Source organism: Bradyrhizobium sp. URHC0002 (assembly GCF_054059515.1).
The window spans coordinates 3,205,011-3,224,921 of record NZ_JBSSCF010000001.1 but is presented as its reverse complement, the minus strand read 5'-3'; the positions used below and the strand labels follow the sequence as shown (position 1 = coordinate 3,224,921).

Sequence of the window (19,911 nt, the reverse complement as noted above, 5' to 3'; positions counted from 1 at the left end):
AGAACAGAGCGCGAGTTTCGAAGGCGAGCAAAGCAGGAACGGGCAGCAGAATTGCGCCTAACGATTGCGAAGACGGAAAGCTCGCAGCTAACCGAAGCGGGGTCTTGCGGGAAAGCGCGTGTGAGCCGCCCGCGTCACCCGTCGTCGCCTTTGAGTAAAAATTAACCGCTTACCTGTAGTTTGTTCATCGTGGTCCGATCCGAAAAGGCGCACCACGAGCATTGCATAGTAATGATCCGCCGCACCGTTGGCGGACCCCATCGTCATTCATTTTAGATCGACGATTTGACTAGATGGAACAACGTAAGGCACATCGCGTCGTATTCGAGCGCGGGTTCGCCGCGAACATGATGGCGATCGACGGTACGTGGCAGCGTCCGTGTACAATGCAGGATATATCGGAGACGGGGGCTAGGCTTTCCGTCGGCGGTTCGATTGAAGGTCTTCCGCTGAAGGAATTCTTTCTTGTGCTCTCGACAGTGGGGAAAGCATATCGGCGTTGCCAACTAGCTTGGGTCAACGGCGATCAGGTGGGCGTCCGCTTCATTAAAGCGTCCGACATAAAGAAGAAGTCGCAGCACACCGTGTCTTGAACTCCGGCACAGCGAGCAGTCGGCCGCTTTGTGGACGGACCGTACAGAGGCTCAAGATGGCACGCTTTGAGTCAAAAGACCGTTCCTCGGTGCAATTTGAGCGCCAAGCAGCGCCATGCGAGGTTTTCCGTCTGGTCCAGCCCCGTGGCGTTGGGCAAGCATCAACCATGATTTTCCACGTGCATGCCCACGTTGACGATCACATGTTCAAGGCTGCCGCCAAAACGGCCAGGGACGCTTTTGCAAAAGCGATCGAATGGCATGTCGTCGGGAGGCTAACAGGCATCTCGATCAGCGATGGCACTAGGTCCTATTCGATCGCCGAGTTTGCATCGGTGATGGCACTTGCGGAGATTGCGAACATCAAGGCTCAGTCAAGCAATACGAAGCGAACAGATGAACGCTGACGGCCGCCAATCGCAATCGTTGGGTAGCCAAATTCCCGAGGTTGACGGTACGAGGTCCGCTTTACCTCGGCCGGCTCAACCGGTCGACGCAACACAGGGGTTAAATGTCTGCTCTGGTGTTTCAAATCGCAAGGTCTCACTTGGTCGTTCGTTTAGCTGACGAGCCAACTTGCAAAATCGCCTTGCATTACCACGAGTTGGGCGAAGACATGCGCGAGGTGATTGCGACTAAAGACGCCACCCACACCCGAGAAAAATGTGGGTGGTGACGTTCTTCCTGGCGCACCCCAATTCTCGCTGGTGACCTTTCCGTTCGATCGTGGCCTTGCCCAGGTTCTGCAGCAAACGCCTACCGCTCTGAACCGGTGCCGTGACTTTTGAATTTTAGGTCAATGGGCGTCAGCGGACTGCAGGCCGGGGAGTCATCGTCTTCGTACCGCGCAGCTAAGTCCAGAAGTCGCCTTTTTGTGAAACGATCGGTTGCTATCGCTGCCAACTCACGCGCCGTTTGGGCGCGTTGTTTCTTAAATTCGGCATCCAACATGACACATCTCCAAAGCCATCACCCGAAAAGCTAGATGCTACTCAAGACAATGACATGGGCAAAATGGATGCGCGTATGGATGTGGATAAGCCGAACGGGGCGTACCAATCGCCGGTGTGAGCGGTTCGACATGCGCGGCCCCGGGGCAGGTTCGCCCCAACCGTCGAGTTCCAATCCTGCGATGTTTTCGCCACACCGAGTACTCAATCGGATCCATTGCAAGCCACCCAAGTTTACAACGGCACACCTCGGTAGATACTCGCGCCGACGCAAACTTCGAAGGGAGTCGTGCGATGTCGGCAGTTCAGTTTGACAGCGAAATTGGCTGGGACGGCAATAGCCTGACTGTCTGGGCCACCGTGAACGGTTCCCGTGTGTTCTGCGAGATTCCTCGGTCTACTATTCATGGAGTACCACTCTTAAGCGACGAGATTTCGTGGGAGATTTCACGGGATCGTGCAGCAATTTTTGATTGTCTGCGGCCGGCCGTTGTTGCGAAAATCGTTCGCAGCCGTGACAAGTCGATACGGCTTCATTCGTCCGACGTCAGTGCGCCAACACACGTGCTGGCCGTGGGCTGATGTCCTGAAATTAGACAAGAAAATTTCGATAGTGCATCGCCTTCTTTCTGAAATGCTGCTGCGAATGCTCTGTGGGATACTTTCTAATTGGCTTTCAGAGGTCGGAGTGTAGTGAGGCAAACGTAAATTGACGATGAGGTCACTGCTCATTCTCATTGCTATCTGCTTTTCGGCAACCGCATTCGCTCAGAGTGGGCCGCAAGGTCGGCAACAAACCGTGGTTCAGGTAAAGCCGAAAGAGCCGATGGGCTGCAAACTCGTTGGAACGGTGCGGGGCACAAAGCTATGGGCTGGTGTCTGCGCAGAGTCACAGCTTAGGGGCTCGACAACCACGACGGAAACGCAAGCCCTGCTTGAGCAGCGACCGCAGTAATCCCGTTCGGTCAGAAAGAGTGATAGCTGCTCAGACACCTGCCATTTGGGGAAACGCAGCAATGTACGTTGTCACGCTGGTCACGCAAAAAGGCGGAAGCGGCAAGAGCACGCTCACCGTGGGCCTTGCTGTCGCTGCGATGGAGGACGCAAACCGCGTTGCCGTGATCGAAGCAGATTCGCAAGGCACGGTATCAAGCTGGCGCCGACGGCGCACCAACCCCTATCCGCGCGTTGATCGGGTTGCCGATCGCGTTGAAATTGAGCGTGCAATACCTCGCCTCAGGGCCGAGGGGGTCAGGCTCACAATTATCGACACCGCAGCCACGAACAACAACATGAGCAGCTGCGCCATTTCGGTGGCTGATCTTTGTCTCATCCCGGCCCGTCCGAGCCCGGCAGATATAGAAGCTGCGCTGCCCACGCTTACCACCATTCGCAGGTTCAACCGCCGATTTGCTTTCGTCCTCAACCAAACGCCGCCTCGCGGCTATCGGCTGAGCGAAGCTGCGACGGCACTCAATTCGCTCGGAGTACTCGCGCTGCCCTTCATCGTCCAGCGCAACGACTATCAGGACGCGCTCGGGGCTGGTTTGGGAGTCACAGAATTTGCGCCCGAAGGAAAGGCCTCAGAGGAAATTCGCGCGTTGTGGGGCTGGGTTTCGAAACAACTCAACAGGGAGGCGGTCGTTCATGGATAAACCGCGGTCAAGGCAGCCTGCTCATGCGCGCCCCATTCGTCGCTCGCTCGTGGAGCTCACGGCCGCTGCAGTGAGCACTGCGGCACGTGATGGAGTGCGCGTGACGTCGCCCGCTCCGATCGCGACTTTCTTCGAGGACGTGAAAGCAGGTGAAACCGCAGCTGAGAGCGCTGACCAACTCACCATGAGCATCACGGTTGCCCCTCCGACAACGGAGGCCTCGACCGTAATCCAATTGCCTCATCCGGCGGACGCGCTCACCTCAAGCGCTCGCGCGATCTCGAATTCCGTCGATGATACCACCGAAATGGCTATGGAGCATCGGGCCCCTGTCCTGCAAACCCTGAAAGTCTGTGTGAGTGCCTCACCGGGTGATGTGAACGACATTGCCAGCCGAGAGTTGCCGACCGGTCCAGCGCCGGAACCGGCGACTCAAGCGAACAGCAGCCATGGTGCTGTAAGCTCGGAGAAGACGATCTCGGCGGCCACCATTGCTGCGACCGTTGCTGACTATCAGGCCAAGGCGTTTGGACTCACGGAGGCGAACATGAGCGCCGCACTGGAATACGCGCAGCAGCTGGTCAATCTGAGGTCGGCCTCCGATTTGATCAAATTGTCGAGCACGCATGCGCGAATACAGATCGAGCTGATGATCAAGCAGTCCAGCGAATGGCGGTCGCTTGCAATGAACTTGACGCCGTCCTACGATACCCACACCGCTGTTGATCCCCAGGTGTTAACAAAGTCTACTGACCGCCCGTAGAGCGCGTTGGTTCCGAACGTGATGACGATTTCGTAGTTCATTCGACTGCGAGGAGACGCCCAATCAGGGGCTGACGGACGTGCAAAGTTGCGACCGGCCAAGTAAGCGCATGCGACGCCGACTGAACGAGCCGAATTTGGGAAGCGCGTCTCGCCCTACCCGCGAATCTGTGTTCAATCGAGGCCTTCGCAATTCAGCTCGCGCAGCGCCTTGTCCACCCAGGAGGCATCGTGCGTACCCGCCATGATGTTCGCGATCTGCTTCTGCTCCGCTTCGTACTTTGCCGTCGCGGCTTTCAGCACCGCATTCACGTCGTCAAACGGCACGCAGAGCAGGCCATCGTCGTCTCCGAGGATGAGGTCGCCCGGCGCGATCACCATGCCGTCGATCGCTATCGGAACATTGATCTCGCCGGGGCCGTTCTTGTAAGGCCCGCGATGGGTGACGCCTGCTGCGAAAACGGGAAACTTCTGTCCCCGGATGAAGCCGGCGTCGCGTACCGCACCATCGATGACGATGCCCGCAATTCCGCTTTTGACAATTCGCGTGAGCATCATTTCGCCGATAAGCGCATTGGTAAGATCGCCCCCTGCATCGACAACGATGACATCACCGGGTTCGGCGATTGCCATCGCCTTATGAATCATCAGGTTGTCCCCTGGTCGTGTCTTGACGGTTAGCGCCACGCCGGCCATGCCTCCGGCCCGGTGCATTGGCCGGAGCCGCGCGCCCGCCGCCGTCATGCGCGACATGCTGTCGCTAACATTTGCTACCGGCAAGCGGGCAAAGCGCTCGACGGCTTCGGTAGCTACTTTTCTTTGCCGCTTTAGAATTCTGAAGCCTACGGACATGCGTTATCCTTCTCGATGTTCTGGAAATGAAACCGTTGCGTTCTCGCCGTTCCCCTTTAGGGGCGTCGAAAGTCCTAGAAGCCGAACAGTTCGGTGGGATTTTCGACCAGGATGCGCCGGCGCGTTTTTTCGTCTGGCGCCCAGTCTGCAAGGAGATCGAGCAACAGGGCATCGTCCGGCTTGGTGCCGCGCTGTGTCGGATGCGGCCAGTCGGTGCCCCACAAGATTCGCTGCGGCGTCGCCTGCACGTAGGCCCGGGCCACTTCGCTGGAGTCGGCGTACGGCGGCCCAAGCTTGCTGTCCTCATAGGGCTCAGTGACTTTCACCCAGGTGCGGCCCTCGTCCAGCAGGCGGCGCACCGCGGCGAACGCCGGATGCTTGATTCCGTCGGGCTGAGGGATGCGCCCAAGGTGGTCGATCACCACCTTGGTGGGAAGCGACCGGATGACGCTCTCATGTGCGGCAATCTGATCGCCCAGCATCAGGATCTGCACGTGCCAGCCAAAGGGGTTTACCCGCCTTGCGAGCGTGGTCAGCATTTCCGGTGTCGTCGTCCCCCAGCTCTGGGGAGAAACGAAATTGACGCGGATGGCCCGGACGCCGGCGTCCGTCAGCATCCGCAGCTCCGCGTCCTTGACCTCGGTGTCGACGACGGCAACGCCGCGCGACGCCGCGCCGAGCTGGCCGAGCGCGTCCACCAGACAGCGGTTGTCGATGCCATAGGTCGACGGCTGCACCACCACGCTTCGCGTCGTGCCGAGCCGTCGCTGGAGCAGCCGATAATCCGCTACGGTTGAACCGGACGGAAACCCCTGACGCCAATGCGGCGAGACGGGAAATCGTTCGTCGTAGATGTGATGGTGGCAGTCGCACGCACCCGCCGGCGCATCCAGGCGTGGCGGAGCGGATCCGGTGCTGTGAGGCACCGTTTGTTCGACGCCGGCAGCCCACGCGCCTGTGCCTGCAGCCAGCATGCCTGCGAGAACGCCGCGTCGGGTGATGGAGCGCTGTCCCTTGCTGCGCGGGCTCATGGCTTCACCGCCGCCATTTCCGTCGCGCGCGCGGCGCTACGTCCGAGCACGAGGACACAGGCTGCGGCCACCGCGCAGAGCAGCGCCAGCGGCAGCATGCCGATGACGAAACTACCGGTCGATTCCTTGACGAGGCCGACCACGTTCACCATCAGGCCGCCACCGATCAGATTGGCAATCGCGTTGATTCCGGCAAGGCCCGCCGCGAGCGTGCTGGCCGAAAGCCAGCTCGCCGACAGGGCCCAGAACGGCCCCTTGAAAGCATACGCGCCAACCAGACAGCACGTGACCATGATGACGGTCGGCACGACCGCGGTTCCGGTCAAGCCCAATGCCGTGAAACCGCCGGCCGCGAGCAGCAGTGGAATGGCGGTGTGCCAGCGGCGCTCACCCGTCTTGTCCGAGTGACGTCCCCACAGCACCATGAGCACGGTCGCAATACCATAGGGGATCGCGTTGACAAAGCCGGTCTGCAGATTCGTCAGGCCGAACGACTTCAACAATTGCGGTTGCCACACCGACAGCACACTGCCGGTGGCGGAGGCGCCGGAGCAGACCAGCGCCATGACAAGGAAATACTTGTTGGTGGCAAGCTGCCAGAGCGAGAGATGCCCGACTGGCTTGCGCGCGGCGGCTTCCGCCTCCATGCGTCCTGTCAGCCATTCCCGCTGCTCCACGGTCAGCCAGGACGCCTGCGCCGGCTTGTCGGTCAGGACGAACAGGCAGGTAAAGCCTAGCAGGACAGTCGGCAGCCCTTCCAGGATGAACAGCCACTGCCACCCGCGCAGGCCAAGCGCGCCGTCGAGCTCAAGCAAGCCGACCGAAAGCGGTGAACCCAGGAAAGTGGCCAGCGGAATCGAAACCGTGAACGTTGCCAGGATGCGCGCGCGGTATTGGGAAGGGAGCCAGTAGGTCAAATAGAGGATCGCGCCGGGAAAGAAACCCGCCTCCGCCGCGCCCAGGAGGAAGCGCATCGCATAAAGCGAGTACGGCCCCACCACGAAAGCCATGCACGCCGTCACCAATCCCCAGGTGATCATGATGCGCGCGATCCAGCGCCTGGCACCGACCTTCTGTAGCGCCAGATTGCTCGGCACCTCCACCAGGAAATACGAGACAAAGAAAAGGCTGGCGGCAAAGCCGAACATTGCGGGCGTCAACCCCAGATCCTTGTTCATCTGCAGCGCCGCGAAGCCGACATTGACGCGGTCGAGCAGCGCGAAGAAGTAGCAGATCATCAGGAACGGCACGAGGCGCAGGATCACCTTGCGCATCGTCACCTTTTCCAGTTGGTCGAGTTCTGTCAGAGCGGCCGTCACGTTTCTCTCCCTGTTCTTTTCCCTTGGCTTGGCCTTATTCGGCCGCTTTTGCCTTTGGCTGCGTCTTGGCCACGATCGCGTCGATGGCGATCCTGTAATTTTCGGGAACGACGCCGTTGAAATGCTCCTTGAGGCCGAGGCTTTCCTTCCAGCGAAGCCGCGCCACCGTTGCGCGTGCCATGAGCGGCTCGATCCCGGCATCTGCGACCGCCTCGGCTGCCATCTCGACCTCTTCGGTCCGCCGCTTTGCATGGATGACGCCGGAGGGCGTCAGGCTCTCAACGGTATCCATGAAGGGACGGGTGAGTGTCTTCGACGCCGAAGCCAATACGGTCTCGTCCAGACCATAGGATCTGGCTGCCAGCAGCGTTTCATCGATCAAGGCCTCGATCCCCTTGATCAGGACAGAGCGAAGGATCTTGATCCCCGAAGCCGTGCCAAGCTTCTCGCCGGCGAATTCGATGCTCATGCCCCAGGGCACGAGTAGATCGACCACGCGCTGCCCGGCCGCTCCGCTCGACATCATGTGCATTGAATAGCCGTTCTTTGGCGTCCCCATGATGGAGCCGTCCCCGAGCGTGGCGCCTGTCCTGGCGAGCCGTTCGGCGACGCCGTACTTAACCTTCGGCGTGGCCGAGGCGAAGTCGAGGAAGGTGTGGCGGCGATCGAGCACGGGCGCGAACGCAGCCGCGCTTTCAAGCGACGCGGAGCCCGGCGTGACGCTGAAGATCAGCTCCGCGGCATCCGCCAGTTCCTGATTGGACTTGACCAGCGTGACGCCTGCCGTCTTGGCGCGGCTTTGGATCAGATCGGCGTAGGGACCGTCGAAAGCATACTTGTCGTAGCAGAATATCTGCTGCAGGCCGGCCGCGCGCAGCCCTTTGCCCAATGTGCTGCCGATCTCGCCATAGCCGACCAGACCGAGACGAAACTGCTGTTTGTCGCTCATCTTCAGATTCCTTTCGAGAGGGTTGCGATCGGACCGGTGCGGCCATCAACCGCCTCGGCCTGTCGCTGCAGACTGACGCCAACCACCCGGATGAGGATGGCGGCCAGGGTGAGAAATGCGGCCACCGAGATCAGGGCCCAGGAGAAGCTGTCGGTCGACTGCTTGATCACGCCAATGAGATACGGGCCGACGAAACCGCCGAGATTGCCGATCGAGACGATCATCGCGAGGCCACCGGCGGCAGCGCTGCCGGTGAGGAAGCTCGACGGGATCGGCCAGAAGGTGGACTGGTAACACATGATGCCGATCACGGCGCCGCAGAGCGCGACAACGGAGGCGAGCGCCGAAGACGTCGCGTAGCTGCAGGCAACCAACGACACCGCACCCAAGAGTAATGCGCTGGCCACGAACCAGCTTCGTTCCCCGCCCTTGTCCGACAGGCGAGCCCACAGCATCATCGCGATGGCGCCGCAGACGTAAGGGATGGCGGCAATGAAGCCGACGGCAACGACACCGAAGCCGAGGCCCTTGATGATCTGCGGCATCCACAGGCCGAGGCCGACGGAGCCGATGATGGCGCAGAAGTTGACGGCGGAGCAGACAAGGACCCGCCAGTTGATGAAGACGTCCCTGAGCCGGGTTGAGTGCTTTGCAGCAATTGCCGCGCGCTCCGCCGCGAGCACTTCGACCAGCCAGCGCCGCTCCTCCTCGCCCAACCACTTGGCCTGTTCCGGTTTGTCGGTGAGCGTGAAGAAACAAACGAAGCCCAGCAGGGTTGCCGGCAGCCCCTCAAGGATCAGCAGCCACTGCCAGCCATGCAAACCACCCAGGCCGTCAAGGGCGAGCAGCGAACTTGAGATCGGCGCGCCGATGATGTTCGCGATCGGGATGCCGAGCAGGAAAGCCGCCGTCGCCCTGCCCCGAACACGCGCCGGGAACCAGTAGGTGAAATAGAGGAACACACCGGGCGTGAAGCCGGCTTCGCCGAGACCGAGCAAGAAGCGCATCACGCCAAAACTGACAGGGCCGACCACAAACGCCGTTGCGGCCGAGATCAGGCCCCAAGTGATCAGGATGCGGGCGATCCATTTGCGGGCGCCGATCGCTTGCAGGGCCAGATTGCTCGGCACCTCCGCGAGGAAATAGCCGAAGAAGAACAGCCCGGCACTCCAGCCGAATGCAGATGGCGAGAGACCGAGGTCTCCGTTCATCGTCAGGCTGGCGATACCGACGTTCACCCTGTCGAGATAGGCGAAGATGTAACAGAGCAGCAGGAACGGCACGATCCGCCACAGCACCTTCGAGAGGATTTTCTCCTGCTCGGGCGTGAAGCCCGCGCCGGCTGACGCGGCGGTGACACTGGCCATTTGGTTTCCTCCAAGGCCGGTGTTTCCCCGGCCGTGCGGCTCCTTAACAAAAATAGAACGGCGTTGCAATTTATTTTGAAACGGTATTTCATTTTCAAAAGACTGACACCGCGGCGCTTGCGTTGCCCGATCAGAGGCGCTCACATGGAAAAGTGGAGTGCTGGCCGTCAGTTACGGTGTCCGCCAAACCGGGAGGGACTGGATGCTGCCACGCGTTTCCGATATGCGGGCCCCTGCGCCACTGCATGGCGAGCTGGCGACGGAACTCCGGCTGCGCGGCTTCGAAGGCGATTTGTCGCCGGCCTATGGTGACCGGATCGTCTCGGCGACCGACAACTCGATCTATCAGCTGCTGCCGCAGCTCGTCGTGTTTCCGCGCAGCACCGACGACCTGGTGCGCCTCGCGCGTATCGTATCCGAGCCCCGTTTTGCAGATATCGTGTTCGCGCCTCGCGGCGGCGGCACCGGCACCAACGGCCAGTCGCTGACGGAAGGTCTCGTTGTCGACGTCTCGCGCCACATGAATGGGATCATCGAGATCAACCCGGTCGAGCGCTGGGTACGCGTGCAGGCCGGCGTTGTGAAGGACCAGCTCAATGCCGCGCTGGCCGAACACGGCCTGTTCTTCCCGCCGGAACTCTCTACCTCCAACCGCGCCACGATCGGTGGCATGATCAGCACCGACGCCAGTGGCCAGGGCTCCTGCCTCTACGGCAAGACGCGCGACCATGTACTGGAGCTGACGACCGTGCTGCTGGACGGCACGGTCTGGACGTCGCGCCCGCTGGAAGACCAGGAGCTGCAGCAAATCCAGCGACGAGCCGACCTCGTCGGCGCCGTTCACAGACTGGTCGATGCGATCCAGCGCGAGCAGGCGGATCTAATCGCAGCGCATTTCCCGAGGCTAAACCGGTGCCTGACCGGCTACGACCTCGCACACATCCGTGACGATCGCGGTCGCTTCAACCTGAATTCGATTCTCTGCGGCAGCGAAGGCACGCTTGGGATGATCGCGGAAGCCAAGCTGAATGTGTTACCGATCCCCAAACACAGCGCTCTGGTCAATGTTCGCTATGGCAGCTTCGATGCCGCCTTGCGCGATGCTCAGGAGCTGATCCGGTTCGGCGCAGCGTCGATCGAGACCGTCGATTCCAGGGTGCTCGGCCTCGCGCAGGACGATGTGGTCTGGGACTCCGTCCGGCGATATTTCCCCGAAGACGATGGACAGCGCGCCATGGGCGTGAACCTCGTCGAGTTCGTCGGCGGTACCGCGACGGACGTTGAGAGCCCCGTTCGCCGGATGACTGAAGCGCTTCAATCATCCGACCCTTCGCGCGGCCGTCGCGGATTTAGCGTGGCGTGCGGCGAGGCCGAGGTGAACGCGATCTGGACGATGCGCAAGAAATCGGTCGGCCTGCTCGGCAACATGCAAGGCGACAAACGGCCGATCCCCTTCGTGGAGGACACCGCCGTGCCGCCCGAGCACCTGGCCGACTACATCGCTGAGTTCCGCGCACTGCTTGACGCCCGCGGACTGGTTTACGGCATGTTCGGCCATGTCGATGCCGGCGTGCTGCACGTCCGCCCGGCCATCGACATGAAGGATCCCGCCCAGGAGCCGCTCATCCGGGAGATCACCGAAGAGGTCGTTCAGCTCACCAGGAAGTATGGTGGGCTGCTGTGGGGCGAGCACGGCAAGGGCGTGCGCTCGGAATTTTCGCCGCGCTTCTTCGGGCCGCTCTACCCGATCCTGCAGTCGATCAAGGCCGCGTTCGACCCACGAAACCAGCTCAATCCCGGGAAGATCGCCGCACCCGAGGGCGGACAGTTGCTGACGATCGACGGCCTGACTACGCGCGGCCAGCTCGACCGAACCATCGCCGCGTCCGTCCGCACCGCGTATGACGAAGCCCTCCACTGCAACGGCAATGGTGCCTGCTTCTCCTGGGATACGGATGAAGCGATGTGCCCGTCCTACAAGGCGACGCGCGATCGCCGGCATTCGCCGAAGGGCCGCGCTTCGCTCACCCGCGAATGGCTGCGGCAACTGGCTGCCCTCGGCGTCGATCCGGAGAACGAAGCAGCGGTGCTGCGGCAAGGCGCCAGCTGGCGGCACTTTCCAGCAAGGCTGCGCAACAGCTGGGCTCGCGAGCCGGATTTCTCGCACACCGTGAAGGAGGCGATGGATGGTTGCCTTGCCTGCAAGTCCTGCAGCGGGCAGTGTCCGATCAAGGTTGACGTGCCGACCTTCCGCGCAAAGTTTCTCGAAGTCTATCACGGGCGGTATCTGCGACCGTTGCGCGACCACCTGGTCGGTTTGCTGGAGTCGATGCTGCCGGCGCTCGGCAAGATCGGCTGGCTGTACAATCTGATGATCGACAGCCCACCGGGCCGCACGGCGATGCGAGCGATCGGACTGGTGCATACGCCGAAATTTTCGCAGGTTTCGATGCGCCGGGAATTGGCGGCGCGGGGGATTGCGGTCGCAACGCCCGAGCTGCTGGCGACGCTTTCGGTTGAGGAGCGCGCGCGCAGCGTGGCGGTAGTGCAGGACGCCTTTACGAGCTGGTATGAGCCACGCGTTGTGCTCGCAGTGCTCGATCTCATGCGGGCGACCGGCTTCAAACCGTTCGTCGCGCCGTTCCGCCCAAACGGAAAGCCGCTGCATGTGCACGGCTTTCTCGGCGCCTTCACCCGCGTGGCATCCCGCAACGCGGCCATGCTGCGCAGCCTCGCCACCACCGGCGTCGAGCTGGTCGGCGTGGACGCCTCTATGACACTGACGTACCGCTCAGAATACAACATGCTGGCGGAAGCGGACCGGCCGCCGCCCGTGCTGCTGGTTCAGGAATGGCTGGCGCGCCGATGCGATGCCATCCCGAAGACGTCAGGGGCCGGTGAAGAATACTTTCTGCTGCCGCACTGCTCCGAGCGTTCGCTCGCCTTGTCGAGCCTTCGCGACTGGCAGGCAGCGTTTGCAGCCGCGGGCGCGAATTTGCAGGTACTGCCGTCAGGATGCTGCGGAATGGCGGGGACTTACGGCCATGAGGCCGAACATCGCGCCAGATCCGAGCAGATCTATGAAATGAGTTGGGCGCGGCATGTAGCCGAATCGGCGGAAAGCGGACGCTTGCTCGCCACCGGCTATTCCTGCCGGTCGCAGGTCAAGATCATGGACGGGCAACGCCTGTTCCATCCGGCGGAGGCATTGTTGGACTGTCTGCGAGGCCGGTGAACTAATCAGCGTGCGAGAACATCGGCAGGCCCGGCGTTTCGAGCTCGGCGTGCAGCAGCGTTCCGGTGCGGCTTTCGGTGATGAAAAGGCTTTTTTGTTCGGGTCCGCCAAACGCAAGGTTCGTGTTGCCTACGCCGGCGCAGGAGACGATCCGATCGAGGGGCTCCGCCAACGGCGACAGCCGCCATACCGAGCCGAAGCCGGTGTGGCAGACCAGCAGATTGCCGCCACTGTCCAACGCCAGTCCGTCAGGGCCGCCCGGACCACCGTGCAGATGCGAAAATATGCCGACCTTGGTCGTCAGGCCGCTGGCCGGCAGCGGCACACGCCAGATCTGGTTGGCACGCGTCACCGCGACGAGCAGGAAACTCTCATCGGCATCGACCACGATGCCGTTCGGACTGGGGATGGTGTTGAGCAGGCAGGTGAGCCCGCCCTCGGGCGTGAGCTTCCAGACCCGGCCGGTGGGATCATGCATCCCGGTCTGGCCCTGGTCAGTGAAATAGAGATTACCCGACGGCGCAAAGACCAGGTCGTTCACACCCTTGAAGCTCTCGCTCGCGGCCGTTTCCAAAAACGGCGTCACGGCGCCGCTGGCGGGATCGAGCAGCATGATCCCGCGTTTGTAGTCGGTGATGAAAATGCGGCCGTCGCGGTGGATCTTCAGCCCGTTCGGCCAGCCGTCATACTCGGACACCAGCTCCCACGCGCCTTCCGCGGCGACGCGGAAAATGCGCCCAAAGGGAATGTCGGTGACGTACAAGCGGTCCTGACGATCGAAGGACGGGCCTTCGAGAAAGCTGTCGATTTCGCGCCCGCCCTGGTTGGCATCCGCCCAAGCGGTGCGGCGCGGTTTACGGAACTGATCCGGAAGGCGCGTGAAGATGCTGGTTTCGATCCGGCGTGGGGGACTGAAGAACGTCATGGCGCGACCTTTGGAAAGCCGTAGAGTTCGACGGGGTTATCGACCAGAATGCGCTTGAACGCGACGTCGTCGCCTGCGCATTGGGCGAACAGATCGAACAGGTGCGCGTCATCCGGTTTGTGATCCTTCGGCTCTGAGGGATGCGGCCAGTCAGTGCCCCATAGCAGCCGCTCCGGGGCGGCCTTGACATAGGCTGCCGCCACAACACCGGCGTCGGCGTAATCCGGCGCGCCCTGCTTACTCGATACATAGGGTCCCGACAGCTTCACCCAGGTCTTGCCGCGATCAAGCAGTCCACGGATGATCTTGTAGGGTGCGCTCTCGATTCCGGCTGGCTGCGGCACCTGAGCCAGATGATCAAACACGAGGCGCCCAGGCAGAGAAGCCAAGAGGTCAGCATTGTCTTCGATCTGCTTAGGACGCATGTTGATCTGGCAGTGCCAACCGAGATCGGCCAGCCGCGGCGCGAGCGGCTTTAGCGACTCCACGGTCAGCACGCCCGGAAAACCGAGATTGAAGCGAACACCGCGGACGCCTTGTTCGTCGAGCCGCCGCAAATCCGTGTCCGATATGTCCTCCGCTACCACCGCAATCACACGGAAATTCTCCGCACCGAGTGACTGTCGTGACGCGATCTGCAGCCGGTTGTCGGTTCCGTAAGTGGAGGGCTGGATGATCACACCCCGCGTTGTGCCGATCCGACGTTGCAGCGCGCGATAATCATCCGTCGACGCATCATCGGGCAGCAATGTCGCGCCCTTCGTGATCGGAAAAAGTCTTATCATAGGTATGAAAGTGGCAATCGGTGGCGCCGGCGGGCGGAACGAAGCGCGGTTTCCCAGTTCCTGACGACCAGCGCACTTCCTGCGCTTGTGCCGTCGTGATCACGGGCAAAGCGGATGCGGCCAGTCCCGCCAGGACCGTCCTCCGCGTGAGCGATGTTGCTGCCACGACGTTCGTCCTCCCCATCGATTGTTATGGGGAGGCTTATAGGCCCGCCAGGCCATCGCCGCAAGAGAAAATGAAACGTCGTTTCGTTTTATTCCGCGGCGTTGCTCCGCTTGCGCGCGCGCTTTGGGGTGCCGGAGGACGGCGTTCCGCCGCATGCCGCGGTCAGCTTGTTTGCGGCCTCGACCAACGCGTCCTTGATCTGCTCCGCCCGCGCCGGGGTGAGCCGACTGACGGGCCCGGAGATCGCGAGCGCGCCGACCAGAGAGTCGCCGATGCCGAACACAGGCATGGCGAGAGCGGCGGCATGAGGGTCCGTGATGCCTGATGTGAACAGCGGTAGCTCGTCGTCCGGTCCGGGTGGACCGGATTCGTAGCGGCGGAGCGTTTGCGCGATGGCGGCCTTGTCCATGGGGCGGGTGTCGCCCGGCTGCACCGTCATCCGGATGCGGCTGGTGCTCTCTACCCGGAAAAGACACAACCTCTCTTCGCCGTTACGAACATAAAACGACGTCGTTTCGCCGGTCTTCGTGGCGAGTTGCTCGAGCACCGGCATGACGTGATCGGAAAGGCGAAACGCCTGCTGATAGGCGGTGCCTAGGCGCAAGGTCTCCGCATCAAGCCGGTAAGAGCCGTCCGGCAGGCGTGCCAGCAACCGGAATTGTTGCAGCGATAACGCCAGCCGCATGATCGTGCTCTTGACCAGACCGGTCCGCTCGGCAAGTTCGGCCAGGCTCAAGGCGCCGTCTCCCCGGCGAAACGCGGTCAATACCTCCAGCGCCCGTTCGGCTGCTGATACGCCCTTGAGTACGGGCGGCTTCTTCACGGTCTGCTTTGCCATCTCAAATCCTCGTCTCCACCATTTCCTACGGCATTCTCAACCCAGGTAGAAGGGCCACAATGCCGCCGCAAGAAATACTTGTGGCGAAGTCCCCGAAGGAGCCGGTAATTGAACCAGTGTCTAATCGATGAAGCGTAGGCCGGGATGTGGACGCCACAGCGCCGCGATGGGCAGAAGCCGACATCACGGCGCGGGTCTGCGCGACTATTCGCCGGGCAGTGGCGGACGGCGCCGTTGGTTGGCGTTTGCCCACCAGTCGGCCAGTGCTCTATCGACACCGGTACCTTGCGTTCGTCAATGGGACAATATCTTGCCAAGGAACGTTTGCGCCCTATCGGAGCGGGACTGCGATGTTCCAAAAAATTCTTCGGTCAAGCAGTCTTCCACCACTTCTCCCATATCCATGAAAACAACCCGGCTGGCGACTCGGCGCGCAAATCCCATTTCATGCGTAACAACCATCATGGTCATGCCGTCCGCCGCGAGCGATGTCATGACTTCGAGAACTTCGTTGATCATTTCTGGATCAAGTGCGGATGTCGGTTCGTCGAACAAAATGACTTCCGGATCGAGCGCCAGCGCACGGGCGATTGCAATACGCTGCTGTTGGCCGCCCGACAGACTCGATGGATACGCCGCTTCCTTGTCTTTCAGACCGACTCGATCGAGCAGACGCCTCGCGCGCTCGATGGCTTCTCCGGCAGGCCGCTTGAGAACGACGCGCTGCGCAAGGCAGATGTTCTCGATCACATTGAGATGCGGATAGAGTTCGAAATTCTGGAACACCATGCCGACGCGCCGCCGTAGATGCATGGCCGATCGCGCCGAACCCTTAACATCGATGCCGTCGACGAGAATTTGCCCCTCCTGGTAGGGCTCGAGCGCGTTGACGCATTTGATCAAGGTCGACTTGCCGGATCCGGAAGGTCCGCAGACCACCACCACCTCTCCGCGCGAGACCGTCATCGTGATATCGCGAAGCACGTGATGTGCGCCGTAATACTTGTTGACGTGCTTGAACTCGATCATCGGGCGAACTTCCTTTTTAGCTTCTCCACGCCGGCCGTCGCCCCGAGGCAGATCAGGTAGTAGACAAGACAAGCGAATGTGTAGGCTTCGATCAGTCTCCCGTCGCGATTGGCGATGATTGACGTCGCCGTCAGGAAGTCGTGCAGCGAGACGACGAAGACCAAAGATGTGTCCTGGAACAGAATGATCGCCTGAGTGAGGAAGATCGGGATCATGGCGGCGAAAGCTTGCGGAAAGATCACGTAGCGCAGCGCCTGCCCCCGGCTCATGCCCCCGGCGAGCGCCGCATTCATCTGCCCTGCACGCACGCTTTCCAAGCCGGCGCGTAGAATCTCGCTGTAATAGGCAGCTTCGAACAACGTGAACGCGACGATCGCCGATGTCCAGGCACCGACCGGTCTGCCTAGAATCAATGGGACCATGAAATAGAACCAGAAGATCACGAGGATCAACGGGATTGCGCGAAACATAAAGACATACGCGTCGACCACGTAGTTGCCGACGGCGCCGGCGAACGGCCGGACCAGCGTCAGCGCGGTGCCGACGGCAAGTCCGCCTAAGACTCCGATACCCGTCAAAGTGAGACTGAGTAGCAGGCCGTCAAAGAGAAAGCCGGCATTTCGGATAATCAGGGCATAGTCGAGCATCAGGATTACACCGCTACGGGCAATGCCAGTGTCCGCCGCAGGCAGACCATGATCAGGTTGAGGACGAAGGCGACAAGGACGTAGAAGGCCGTCGCCGCGCCAAACGCCTCGAAACCGTGAAAGGTGAAATTCTCGATCTGCCGGCTCTGCGCAGTCAATTCGAGCACCCCGATGGTCAGGGCCAGCGACGAGTTCTTGACGATGGACAGGAATTCTGAAGTCAACGGCGGCAGAATGATCCGTAGCGCCTGCGGCATGACGATGTATCGCAAAGCCTGTGAACGGCTCATGCCGGTCGCGTCGGCGGCCATCCTCTGCCCACGCGGCACGGCTTGCAGCCCGGCACGGAACAATTCCGCCAAACGGCCGGACGTGTAAAAGGCCAGCGCTAGAACGCCGGTGCAGAACTCGGGGTTCGGAAGATCGCGTTTGAACCAAAGACCAAGCCTGGCGGGCAGCAACTCCGGCACCACGAAGAACCACACGAACATCTGAAGCAACAATGGAATGTTGCGAAACACCGAGACGTAAAAACCCGAAATCCCAAGCAGCCATCGCGACGATGACGTACGGGCGATGCCAATCGTGGCTCCGAGCGGCAACGCAATAAGCCAACCGACGATCGACAGGGCGACGGTCCAACCGAGCCCAGTCAATAGCCAGCCGGCGTAGGGCTCCTTGAACAGCAGACTCCAATTCCATTGATAGTTCATCAGGTCAGATCTCGTCCGTCGATCTTCGAAAGGAACGTCACGCCTGTTGCTTTGCCGTCATTCAGCGATGGCTTGGACCTTGAACAGAGTGTCGATCTCGCCCTCGAGCGGTACGCCATAAGGCGTGATCCACTGGTCATAGAGCTTCTGAAGTTCACCGCTGGCGAGCATACGGGCAATCGTGCCATTGACGATGGTCATCAGGCCGGAATTGTTTTTGCCGACCATGAAGCCGACTTGTTCGAACGACATTGGTTTGCCGACGATCGCGTAGTCGTCCTTGTTTTGCGCCGTACGGAGCGCGCCGCCGAGCAGCACTGCGTCGTTCGCGAATGCGTCAACTCGCTGCGAATTGACGGCGAGCAGCCCCTCCGCATTATCGCGGACCTGAAGAACCCGGGCATTGATCTTGGCCTGGTCCAGCGCGGTGCGCACGTAGCGCTCCGCCGTGGTCCCGGCGGCAAGCGCGACGATCTTGCCGTTGAGGTCGGACAGATCCATTATGCTGGATGTCTTCTTAACCAGCAGTTTGCCTTCGGCCAGCGCGACCGCGTAGCTGAAGTCGACCTGCTCCTGACGGGCCAGGGAGTTGGTGGTGGTGCCGCATTCGATGTCGACCGTTCCATTGGCGATCAGCGGGATGCGCGTTTGCGGCGTGACAGGCACGTATTTGACTTCGATGTTGGGAATGTTGAGCTTGCGGCCAATCGCTTCCGCGACTTTCTTGCAGATGTCGATGGAATAGCCGCTCGCCTGCTTGCTTTCGCTCAGGTAGGCAAATGGCGCCGCGCTTTCACGAAATCCGATGGTGACCGCTTTGTTTTGCTGGATGCGCTTCAAGGCCGTGTCGGCCTCCTGCGCTTGCGCCAATGCCGGCAAGAGAGCCGCGACGACCACGCCAAGCAGACTGATTCTTCGAATGAGCATCACGCGCTCCTCACCTGCTGTTGTTAGATGTCGACGATTTGGTTCAGGGACTGGATGTCCGGAAAAGTGAAATCCGGACGCGGGACGGAAGCCTCGAGTGTTATCTGGCGCCGATTGATCCAGGCGATGGTCAATCCCAGCGGCTTGCCACCGACTATGTCGGTGAACTGCGATTGGCCGGAGTGCAGGATCTCGTCCTTGGCGACGCCTGCGTTCTCGATAAGGTAGCGAAACAACGTTCCGTCGGGCTTGTAACCCTTGGCCCGTTGCGCGGTGCAGACCAGATCGAAGTTTCTCTTGAGCGGCGTCAACGCCAGAAGGTCATCGTCGATGTTGGAGACGACCGCCAGTTTGTGACGCCGCGAGAACTGCTCGAGCGCGCGAAGGACATCGTCGTAAAGGAAAAAGGCCGGAAATGCCTCGAAATAGCGATCGATAGACCGGGTGTCGCCCGCAATCTTGAAATGTTCTAACGTCTCGGCGAGAGAGAGTTCGCAGATTTCGCGATAGGAGCGATACGGCTCCCAGTAGTGCGCGATGTTCCGATGCTCCCAATGCTCCCAAAACGCCTTGATGTCGAGATGCCCGGCACCCGCATCTGCCAGGATGCGCTCGAACGCGCCGTAGGAGCTGTCGCGGACGCTGATCAGCGTGCCGAACACATCAAACGACATCAGCTTCGGCTTGAGGCGTGTCGGGGGCAATTCGCTATTCATTGATTGATCCAGATGATGCTTTGGTTCTGAACGAGTGCATGCCGCCGTGAACGGCCTAGCTTCACCGCACGGCGATGGCCTCGAGTTCGATCAGATAGCCGTGATGGAGCTCAGGAACGGGCACCACTGCGCGTGCCGGGCGATGCTCCCCCAAAACCTCGGCGTAGATCGCATTGAACGCTGCCCAGTGTTCGACGCCGACGAGATAGGCGGTTACTTTTGCGATGCGATCACGGCCAAGACCTGCGCCCTCGATGATCGCGATGATGTTGGCCAGCGCCTGGCGCGCCTGGATCTCGAAAGGTTCGTCCGCGAGCGACGCCCCATCGGCCCGGGCGGCGAGCTGGCCCGAGACGTACACAACGCCTGCTGCCTCCGTCGCCTGCGCGTAATGCCCAAAGGCCTGCGGCGCCGCCTCGGTTGCAATTCGCTTGATTGAATTCGACATCAGA

Annotated in this window: 21 protein-coding genes; 6 read left to right on the top strand and 15 right to left on the bottom strand. The window is 61.0% G+C overall.

The window, feature by feature from the left end; genetic code table 11:
• Positions 1-293: 293 nt before the first annotated feature.
• Positions 294-593: a PilZ domain-containing protein gene (locus tag ACVWVY_RS15595; RefSeq protein WP_456627186.1), complete on the top strand. Its 300-nt coding sequence runs from the start codon at positions 294-296 to the stop codon at positions 591-593.
• 56 nt (positions 594-649) lie between these two features.
• Positions 650-1,000, top strand: coding sequence for a hypothetical protein (locus ACVWVY_RS15590; protein WP_456627185.1), 351 nt, complete (start codon positions 650-652; stop codon positions 998-1,000).
• A 349-nt stretch (positions 1,001-1,349) separates the two neighbouring features.
• On the opposite strand, the gene ACVWVY_RS15585 is transcribed toward ACVWVY_RS15590, so the two are convergent.
• On the bottom strand, positions 1,350-1,544 hold the full coding sequence (locus ACVWVY_RS15585; RefSeq protein ID WP_456627184.1) for a hypothetical protein: 195 nt from the start codon (positions 1,542-1,544) through the stop codon (positions 1,350-1,352).
• A 293-nt stretch (positions 1,545-1,837) separates the two neighbouring features.
• Between ACVWVY_RS15585 and ACVWVY_RS15580 the strand changes: the two genes are divergently transcribed.
• The 3 genes from ACVWVY_RS15580 (at position 1,838) to ACVWVY_RS15570 (ending at position 3,961) form a co-directional block, all read left to right on the top strand.
• Positions 1,838-2,125, top strand: a complete 288-nt coding sequence (locus tag ACVWVY_RS15580) for a hypothetical protein (protein ID WP_456627183.1) — start codon at positions 1,838-1,840, stop codon at positions 2,123-2,125.
• A 434-nt stretch (positions 2,126-2,559) separates the two neighbouring features.
• The gene (locus ACVWVY_RS15575; RefSeq protein WP_456627182.1) at positions 2,560-3,198 is read left to right on the top strand and encodes a nucleotide-binding protein; all 639 of its coding nucleotides are present in this window, start codon (positions 2,560-2,562) and stop codon (positions 3,196-3,198) included.
• 100 nt (positions 3,199-3,298) lie between these two features.
• On the top strand, positions 3,299-3,961 hold the full coding sequence (locus ACVWVY_RS15570) for a phasin family protein (protein ID WP_456627181.1): 663 nt from the start codon (positions 3,299-3,301) through the stop codon (positions 3,959-3,961).
• Positions 3,962-4,134: 173 nt separating this feature from the next.
• Here the strand turns inward: ACVWVY_RS15570 and ACVWVY_RS15565 are convergent, their stop codons facing one another.
• The 5 genes from ACVWVY_RS15565 to ACVWVY_RS15545 all read right to left on the bottom strand — a co-directional run bounded on the left by ACVWVY_RS15565 (position 4,135) and on the right by ACVWVY_RS15545 (position 9,478).
• Entirely contained in the window at positions 4,135-4,812 is a 678-nt protein-coding gene (locus ACVWVY_RS15565) for an RraA family protein (RefSeq protein WP_456627180.1), read from the bottom strand.
• Positions 4,813-4,886: 74 nt separating this feature from the next.
• Positions 4,887-5,843 (bottom strand): amidohydrolase family protein, encoded by a 957-nt coding sequence (locus ACVWVY_RS15560; RefSeq protein ID WP_456627179.1) that lies wholly within the window; start codon positions 5,841-5,843, stop codon positions 4,887-4,889.
• Positions 5,840-7,162, bottom strand: coding sequence for an MFS transporter (locus ACVWVY_RS15555; protein ID WP_456627178.1), 1,323 nt, complete (start codon positions 7,160-7,162; stop codon positions 5,840-5,842). The genes ACVWVY_RS15560 and ACVWVY_RS15555 overlap by 4 nt, the downstream gene beginning before the upstream one ends.
• A 34-nt stretch (positions 7,163-7,196) precedes the next feature.
• A complete protein-coding gene (locus tag ACVWVY_RS15550) occupies positions 7,197-8,111 on the bottom strand; it encodes a DUF1932 domain-containing protein (protein WP_456627177.1) in 915 nt (304 codons plus the stop codon).
• A gap of 2 nt (positions 8,112-8,113) precedes the next feature.
• The gene (locus ACVWVY_RS15545) at positions 8,114-9,478 is read right to left on the bottom strand and encodes an MFS transporter (protein WP_456632221.1); all 1,365 of its coding nucleotides are present in this window, start codon (positions 9,476-9,478) and stop codon (positions 8,114-8,116) included.
• Positions 9,479-9,680: 202 nt separating this feature from the next.
• Here ACVWVY_RS15545 and ydiJ point away from each other — a divergent pair, with 202 nt between their 5' ends.
• Positions 9,681-12,713 carry a D-2-hydroxyglutarate dehydrogenase YdiJ gene (gene ydiJ / locus ACVWVY_RS15540; RefSeq protein WP_456627176.1) on the top strand — a complete coding sequence of 1,011 codons (3,033 nt, stop codon included), beginning with the start codon at positions 9,681-9,683 and terminating at the stop codon, positions 12,711-12,713.
• A 1-nt stretch (position 12,714) separates the two neighbouring features.
• Here ydiJ and ACVWVY_RS15535 read toward each other — a convergent pair whose 3' ends face one another.
• The 9 genes from ACVWVY_RS15535 to ACVWVY_RS15495 all read right to left on the bottom strand — a co-directional run bounded on the left by ACVWVY_RS15535 (position 12,715) and on the right by ACVWVY_RS15495 (position 19,907).
• The gene (locus ACVWVY_RS15535) at positions 12,715-13,638 is read right to left on the bottom strand and encodes an SMP-30/gluconolactonase/LRE family protein (protein ID WP_456627175.1); all 924 of its coding nucleotides are present in this window, start codon (positions 13,636-13,638) and stop codon (positions 12,715-12,717) included.
• On the bottom strand, positions 13,635-14,387 hold the full coding sequence (locus tag ACVWVY_RS15530) for an amidohydrolase family protein (RefSeq protein ID WP_456627174.1): 753 nt from the start codon (positions 14,385-14,387) through the stop codon (positions 13,635-13,637). The genes ACVWVY_RS15535 and ACVWVY_RS15530 overlap by 4 nt, the downstream gene beginning before the upstream one ends.
• Before the next feature lie 290 nt (positions 14,388-14,677).
• Positions 14,678-15,427: an IclR family transcriptional regulator gene (locus ACVWVY_RS15525; protein ID WP_456627173.1), complete on the bottom strand. Its 750-nt coding sequence runs from the start codon at positions 15,425-15,427 to the stop codon at positions 14,678-14,680.
• Between the two features lie 294 nt (positions 15,428-15,721).
• Complete coding sequence (locus ACVWVY_RS15520) at positions 15,722-16,456, bottom strand: amino acid ABC transporter ATP-binding protein (protein ID WP_456627172.1); 735 nt, start codon at positions 16,454-16,456, stop codon at positions 15,722-15,724.
• Positions 16,453-17,103, bottom strand: coding sequence for an amino acid ABC transporter permease (locus ACVWVY_RS15515; RefSeq protein ID WP_456627171.1), 651 nt, complete (start codon positions 17,101-17,103; stop codon positions 16,453-16,455). The genes ACVWVY_RS15520 and ACVWVY_RS15515 overlap by 4 nt, the downstream gene beginning before the upstream one ends.
• 5 nt (positions 17,104-17,108) lie before the next feature.
• A complete protein-coding gene (locus tag ACVWVY_RS15510) occupies positions 17,109-17,816 on the bottom strand; it encodes an amino acid ABC transporter permease (RefSeq protein WP_456627170.1) in 708 nt (235 codons plus the stop codon).
• 57 nt (positions 17,817-17,873) lie between these two features.
• Entirely contained in the window at positions 17,874-18,656 is a 783-nt protein-coding gene (locus tag ACVWVY_RS15505; protein WP_456627169.1) for an amino acid ABC transporter substrate-binding protein, read from the bottom strand.
• 110 nt (positions 18,657-18,766) lie between these two features.
• A complete protein-coding gene (locus tag ACVWVY_RS15500; protein ID WP_456627168.1) occupies positions 18,767-19,459 on the bottom strand; it encodes an HAD hydrolase-like protein in 693 nt (230 codons plus the stop codon).
• A 61-nt stretch (positions 19,460-19,520) separates the two neighbouring features.
• Entirely contained in the window at positions 19,521-19,907 is a 387-nt protein-coding gene (locus tag ACVWVY_RS15495) for a RidA family protein (RefSeq protein WP_456627167.1), read from the bottom strand.
• Positions 19,908-19,911 lie beyond the last annotated feature (4 nt).